Origin of the sequence: Limnofasciculus baicalensis BBK-W-15 (genome assembly GCF_024178385.1) — a bacterium.
GTDB lineage: Bacteria > Cyanobacteriota > Cyanobacteriia > Cyanobacteriales > Coleofasciculaceae > Limnofasciculus > Limnofasciculus baicalensis.
The window spans coordinates 1-6,697 of record NZ_JAMZMM010000341.1; the positions used below are offsets into that span (position 1 = coordinate 1).

The 6,697-nt window shown below is 43.4% G+C and carries 5 protein-coding genes; 3 read left to right on the forward strand and 2 right to left on the reverse strand.

The genetic code is table 11. The features are described from left to right. Positions 1 to 58 precede the first annotated feature (58 nt). The gene (gene glgB, locus NJ959_RS23835; protein WP_254014239.1) at positions 59 to 2,359 is read right to left on the reverse strand and encodes a 1,4-alpha-glucan branching enzyme; all 2,301 of its coding nucleotides are present in this window, start codon (positions 2,357 to 2,359) and stop codon (positions 59 to 61) included. Positions 2,360 to 2,940: 581 nt separating this feature from the next. Between glgB and NJ959_RS23840 the strand changes: the two genes are divergently transcribed. The 3 genes from NJ959_RS23840 to NJ959_RS23850 all read left to right on the forward strand — a co-directional run bounded on the left by NJ959_RS23840 (position 2,941) and on the right by NJ959_RS23850 (position 5,190). Continuing rightward, on the forward strand, positions 2,941 to 4,029 hold the full coding sequence (locus tag NJ959_RS23840; protein ID WP_254014240.1) for a hypothetical protein: 1,089 nt from the start codon (positions 2,941 to 2,943) through the stop codon (positions 4,027 to 4,029). A 97-nt stretch (positions 4,030 to 4,126) separates the two neighbouring features. Further along, positions 4,127 to 4,288, forward strand: a complete 162-nt coding sequence (locus tag NJ959_RS23845) for a hypothetical protein (RefSeq protein WP_254014241.1) — start codon at positions 4,127 to 4,129, stop codon at positions 4,286 to 4,288. Between the two features lie 29 nt (positions 4,289 to 4,317). Further along, entirely contained in the window at positions 4,318 to 5,190 is an 873-nt protein-coding gene (locus NJ959_RS23850; RefSeq protein ID WP_254014242.1) for a hypothetical protein, read from the forward strand. A 185-nt stretch (positions 5,191 to 5,375) separates the two neighbouring features. On the opposite strand, the gene NJ959_RS23855 is transcribed toward NJ959_RS23850, so the two are convergent. Then, on the reverse strand, positions 5,376 to 6,697 hold a 1,322-nt coding region (locus NJ959_RS23855; RefSeq protein WP_254014243.1), incomplete at its 5' end, for a WD40 repeat domain-containing protein.

Consider the following 6,697-nt stretch of genomic DNA (forward strand, 5'->3'; position numbering starts at 1 on the left):
ACTAACAACTAACAACTAACAACTAACAACTAACAACCAACAACCAACAACCAACCCTTTATCCCACCGATGATGCCAGTGCGGCTGCTGTTTTCTTCCGGTCCAGCTTCAGAATCAATACGCTTAAAGGTGGCAAACATAAATCCAGGGAATAGGGTAAATTGTGGAACGACCATTCATCTGTCCACTTACCACCTAAATTCCCCATATTACTGCCACCATATTCGCGAGAATCACTATTAAAGAGTTCAGTATAGAATCCCATTTCTGGCACACCTACTCGATAGTGACTGTGAGGTTGGGGAGTGAAATTGCAAACAGCGATAATAAACTCACCGGGATCTTTAGCACGGCGAATAAATGACACCACACTATGACGATTGTCGCTGCAATCAATCCACTGAAACCCTTCTTGAGCAAAATCATTACTGTAAAGAGCAGGTTCACTTTGGTAAAGTTTATTAAGGGCGCTCACAAAACCCTTCAACTTTTGATGAGGTTCGTATTGCAGTAACTTCCATTCTAAATCTGCCCAGACATTCCACTCACTCCACTGACCAAACTCCATACTCATAAATAGAGTCTTCTTCCCAGGGTGGGCAAACATATAGGCAAACAAGGTTCGCACATTAGCAAACTTCTGCCACTCATCCCCCGGCATTTTGCCAATCATATTACTCTTACCGTGAACCACCTCATCATGAGATAGCGCCAGCATGTAATTCTCGCTGTGGTTATACCACATACTGAAAGTGATATTATTTTGGTGGAATTGGCGGAACCAAGGGTCCATGCTGAAGTAGTCCAACATATCGTGCATCCAACCCATATTCCACTTTAAGTTAAAGCCCAATCCACCAACGTAAGTAGGCCATGATACCATCGGCCAATCAGTAGACTCTTCAGCAATAGAGAGAACCCCAGGGAAATAACTAAAAATAACGTGATTAGTTTGGCGTAAGAAATCAGCCGCTTCGATATTTTCCCTTCCCCCGTACTGATTAGTAACCCATTCCCCAGGCTTGCGACAGTAGTCAAGGTAGAGCATGGAGGCAACAGCATCGACTCGAATTCCATCAATATGATACTTATCAAACCAGAACAGCGCGTTGGCAACTAAGAAATTGCGGACTTCGTTACGGTTATAGTTGAATACTAAAGTTCCCCATTCCTTATGTTCGCCCTTCCGAGGATCGGCATGTTCGTATAGATGAGAACCATCAAAGAATGCCAAACCGTGACCATCTTTAGGAAAATGACCAGGAACCCAGTCTACAATTACGCCAATCCCATTTTGGTGGCATTGATCCACAAAATACATGAAATCATCAGGAGTGCCAAAGCGGGAAGTACAGGCATAATATCCAGTAACTTGATATCCCCATGAACCATCAAAAGGATGTTCGGCGATAGGTAATAGCTCAATGTGAGTAAATCCCAATTCCTTCACATAAGGAATTAACTTGGCAGCAAGTTCCCGATAGGTAAGGAAACGGGCACCAGGACGTAGTTCAGATACTACCACAACAGGTTCAGTTTCCCCATTGGGTAACTTAGCAGGTTCCCCAGAGGCAGCATTGAGCCAAGAGCCTAAATGAACTTCATAAACAGAAATTGGTTCAGCTAGGGCATCAGTATTGCGCCGCTTTTCCATCCATTCACTATCATTCCAGCTATAGTTATCAAGCTCGGTAACAATAGAGGCAGTTTTCGGACGCACTTCTTGTTGGAAACCATAGGGATCTGATTTTTCGTAAATATGTCCCTCGTAGTTTTTAATCTCGTATTTATAATGTTCGCCGACACCTAGTTCAGGAATAAATAAATCCCAAATACCAGTACCACCTTTGCGCATCTGATGTTGGCGGCCATCCCAGTTATTAAAGTCGCCTAAAATCGAAACATTCCGGGCATTTGGTGCCCAGACAGCAAAGTATACACCTTTGATTCCGTCTATTTCTGTGACATGGGCTCCCAGTTTTTCGTAGATCCTGTGATGATCCCCCTTGCCAAATAGATACAAGTCAAACTCAGTCAAGAGTGGAGAGCGAAAGGCATAGGGATCGTATATTACCCGTTCGTGGGAGCCTTCTTTAATCTTTAACTGATAATTTGGCAATTCGGCAACTTCAAGCAGGCACTCAAAAAAGTGGGGGTGATGGACTGATTGCATCGGGTATTCTTCCCGTTGCTCTGGACGAACTACCCACACGGCATCTGCATTCGGTAGATACGCTCGCACAATCCAGCTTGTCTTCCCATCCTGCTCAAAGCTATGGGGACCAAGGACTTCAAAGGGGTCCTGATGTTGATTCCAGACGATGCGATCGATTTGGTCGGGGGAAATCAGATGGGACATTAAGCTATCTACCTCATTGACACTCCCCGGTCTTTACACACGGGGATTATTAAGATTTTACAGCCTTAATATCCCGATCGCTCAGGTTCCTGTGCTATATCCTTTCGCCTGTTGGCGGTTTGCGATTGAGTGTCTTACAACTGGCTCCAGAAGGCGTATACTTTCCCCCACTCCGGGGGTAGGTTTTTCTGTCTGATACTGACCGACTAAAACATTATGGCAGAAGCGAATCACTTTCCTGTACAAATAGAAACCATGGGTTGGGCAACTGTTCGCTTATATCCCACCTCAGAAGCTTCCCCCTGTAGACAGGGTTGTTTCATTCTCCTACAGCAACAGGTTAAAACCTGTTGCTACACAGACTAAACCGCCCTTCGGCGGTTCAACTTATTTGTTAATAAGCTAATGCAAGACTCGCTAACCTGCGAAGGCAGGTTTTGTCTGTGTAGCGACAGATTTCAATCTGTCGTAAAATTTGAGAATGAAACAGCCCTGCCCCTGTAGAATAGGCATCCCGCCTGTCAATAGCAAGAAGTATACCCGATTACTTCCACTTTTGAATACAACTCGATCCCAATTATGTGAAGAAAAATAAAGACTTTGAGCCAGAAAAAGTAACTCGGTTATACACTAAACCTAACAGACTGACAAATTTACAACCAACTAAAGAAGGCTACCTAATTTGGATTCCTTCTGTTGAGTTTGCTAATCTCCTTAAGGGACAAGTTCAGTCTGGCTCAATTAGCTATTCAGCTTGGAATCAGGTTAAAGAAATTACCACCTTGGCGGGAAATTTTGCCGTGGGTGGGGGAGCATTTGTTGCTGGTTTGCTCAATGGTGCGCTGGAATCTCTCTGGGATACTTTGGTTGGTTTTAAAGATTTGGCGGTACTGGCTTGGGAAATAGTAGAGAGTCTATTTAAAGGGACAATTTTAGCTGATGCTCAACAACTTTGGGAAACTATATCAAAACTGGATGTTGCCCAATTAATTGAAGCGGGAATTGAGCATTTAGCGGAGAAATGGAATCAACCAGATTTTATCAAACAGTGGCATTTTCGGGGTTGGTTGTGTGGTTATGCCATTGCTGAATTGGTAATGTTGGTGTTCAGTGAGGGTATTCTCACGGCAATTAAGGGGGCGGCTAAGGCTGGGAAGTTATCAGAAATTCTCGCTAAATTTCCTAAAGTTGCTGAGTTAGTGGAGAAGACGAAAACTTTAGGTGGGGATAAGGTTGAAAGGTTACGGGTTGCACTCAAAACTAGCCAACCGCTGTTGGTGGCGCGTCAGTGGGCGGCGAATGTATTGCGGATTCCGGCGGAGATTTTGCAGGATTTGAGTGTGGAGGCGATTGAGAGACTGAAAACAATACCAGCGTGGGCGCAGCAACGCATTAGTGAGTTAGATACTTCAGCTAAACGTATACTTCTAGGCTGCGCCTCGCCTTGTCAGGTCAATCTCAGAGCTATCTGGAGGCGCATTGAAAGAGTTGTCGATGTTCGTGGTGTGCTAGTTCGTGGATTTCGGAATGCTGGGGAACTACTCGAGCGAGTTGGCAATCTGCGAAATCGCCTAATTAGCAAAGGACTCAATGATTGTTCAAATCGGTCTTCGAGGCAGTTCTATAACGGGTATATCTTCAAAAGGTGGAGAATTTCGATGGCTAGCTGACGAACTCAAGGCAAGTGATGTTGATTTTTTCTTTACAAGTCCCAAATTAGAACGCAAACTAGATTCCCTTGGTGCGCGTTTTAAACCAGATGGCCGGATGGACCCTGACGTGTTAGAACGCTTTGCTCCCGATATTACCTTAGAACTGAGCGCTTTTGAAACACAGACAACCCAACAGCTAGGTCGTCCAGGTAACGCAATTCTTTTGCGTAAGAGCCTCGCTGATTCGCTACAACCTGATGAACATATTATCTTTTAGGATATTGAGAGCATATTAAGGAGGTACTAGTGCCAAGAAATCTAAATTTACCCAGACTAAAACCCATGACACTGGGGGAGTCATCCTTGACCTATGTCTGTAGTACCTGGGTTATGCCCAAAAGCCAAATTCAGATCCCAATCTGCTCTTTTTCTGGGACTTTAGGCACTAAAACATCAATTGAGAAAGATATTTGTTTTATGCGCTGGCGCAGTGAAGAACTTATTAGCCTTGTGAAAAGCAGCAAGGGAATTATTCTCGATCTGCGACAAATCAGCTTTGAGACAAATGTAGTTTTAGATGTGGTTCCGTCAGTAATCCGCAGCAGGCAATATCTAGTGCGCGTTGTGGTGCGTCCGGAAGCATTTGATACAGTTAATGGTTCATTTTTTACCAATGAAATTACAACTGATTATGAGAGCATATTTTCTGATCTCGCCTTTGAGTTAAAGGATTACAGACTAGACAAATGTCGCCAGATGCAGGAAAGACCACAACTTCCTCCCCCTCAACTGATACCTATATCTTTGGATATTAGTTCAATCGGCTTTGAGTGTTACACTTGGCGCTATAATCGGGATGTTTCAGACTCAGGATATGTTGTATTTCAAGGGCAGTATCGATACGGTTCAGCGGGAGGAGAGGACGCTCTTTTGATCAAATGGCGACTTAATCAGTTTTGTGATGCGCTTCAGCCAAGTCGGTTGATAGTTGATTTGCGAGAATTGGACTATCAGTGGGGGGATGATTTAAGTCTCTACCCCTTTCATTTCCTTGACCCGGAAAGTAAGATTTGCTTCATACTCACTCCTCAACAAGTTTCCTACTACAAGAGTACTATCTACCCATCAAATATTTGTATAGATGAGGTGGCAGCTTTAAGAGATCTCGGTTGTATTTAAGGCATTTATTAGAAAAATGGAATCAACCAGATTTATTGAAACGCTGGCATTTTCGGGGTTGGTTGTGCGGCTATGCGATCGCAGAATTGGTAGAGCTGAAAAGCTGATCGAGTCTACTTTTCAGCCATAGTTGTCACCCCGTCAGATTATCAATGTCCAAACCTGATTCTTTTGCCTCAATCCTCTTAGCAATATAACCGCCAAATTTTAATGGTTTTATCAGAACTACTACTAGCAATAATCTTCCCATCGCGGCTAATTGCCAAACAAGTAACCGAACCAGAATGTCCCGTTAAATTTCTAACTTCTGCTCCTGTTTTTATATCCCACAATTTAATAGTCTGATCCGAACTACCACTGACGATTGTTTGTCCATCTGGGCTAATAATCACAGATAAAACAGAATCAGTATGTCCTGTAATAGTGCGAATTTCTTCTCCCGTTTTTAAATCCCAAACTTTAATCAGATCGTCATAACCACCACTAACTAACGTCTGTCCATCCGGACTGATAGCAACAGATAAAACGGAGTTATTATGACCCGTGAGGGTGCGAATTTCCTGTGCAGCTTTGAGATTCCAAATCCTGATAGTATCATCAGAACTACCACTGACTAACGTCTGTCCATCCGGACTAATCGCAATAGATAAAACTACATCAGAATGCCCTGCTAACTTGCGGAGTTCATATCCCGTTCGCCAATTCCACTGTTTAATCGTACAGTCAGAACTACCACTAGCAAATGTCTGGCAATCTGGACTAATCGCCACGGACAAAACCGAATCAAAATGTTCATCAGCAGTGAGAATTTCTTCTCCAGTCAGAATATTCCACAGTTTAATTGTATTGTCAGAACTACCACTAACTAATGTTTTTCCATCAGGAGTAATCGCCAGTGACAAAACAGAATCAGAATGTCCTTCTAGCGTGCGAATATGTTCGCCACTAATGAGATCCCATAGTTTGATTGTATTGTCATAACCACCACTGACTAATATCTCACCATCAGGAGTAATAGCAACAGACAAAATAGAATCAGAAAACCCTTGGATCGTATATTGGTATTCGATTAATTCATAATTCAAAACAGGTAGTGGCAAAGGTTGCCAACTTTGAGAAGGGATTGGATCTGATAAGGGGGATACTAGTTTAGGCAGCCATTTTTGCACTTGGGAGAACAATATCTGTCGTTCTTGTTTAGCCTCATTTAGTTGTTGTTGAATTTCGGATAACTGCTCATTGATGGGGGAGAGAGCATTAGCCATATCTTGGTAGGATGATAACTTAGCCCAAATCTGCCTTGCCCAAGCTAATTTTGACCCTTCCCACTGCCAAAATTGTGACGGCAAAGACTCAGTTAAATCTTGGGAGTAGGGAGTCAAATCCCAACCACAGACAGAACAGCAATCGCGTTCACCTAAAATGTATTCAGTTTGACATACAGGACATTGAGACATGGTGATCCTTAGTGTGGGGGGACAAGGGGGACAAGGGGGACAAGGAGGAC

What these genes read in the sequence shown, in the direction of transcription:
- glgB (WP_254014239.1), bottom strand. Translation starts at nt 2,359, where the DNA reads ATGTCCCATCTGATTTCCCCCGACCAAATCGATCGCATCGTCTGGAAT.
- NJ959_RS23845 (WP_254014241.1), top strand. Translation starts at nt 4,127, where the DNA reads ATGGACCCTGACGTGTTAGAACGCTTTGCTCCCGATATTACCTTAGAA.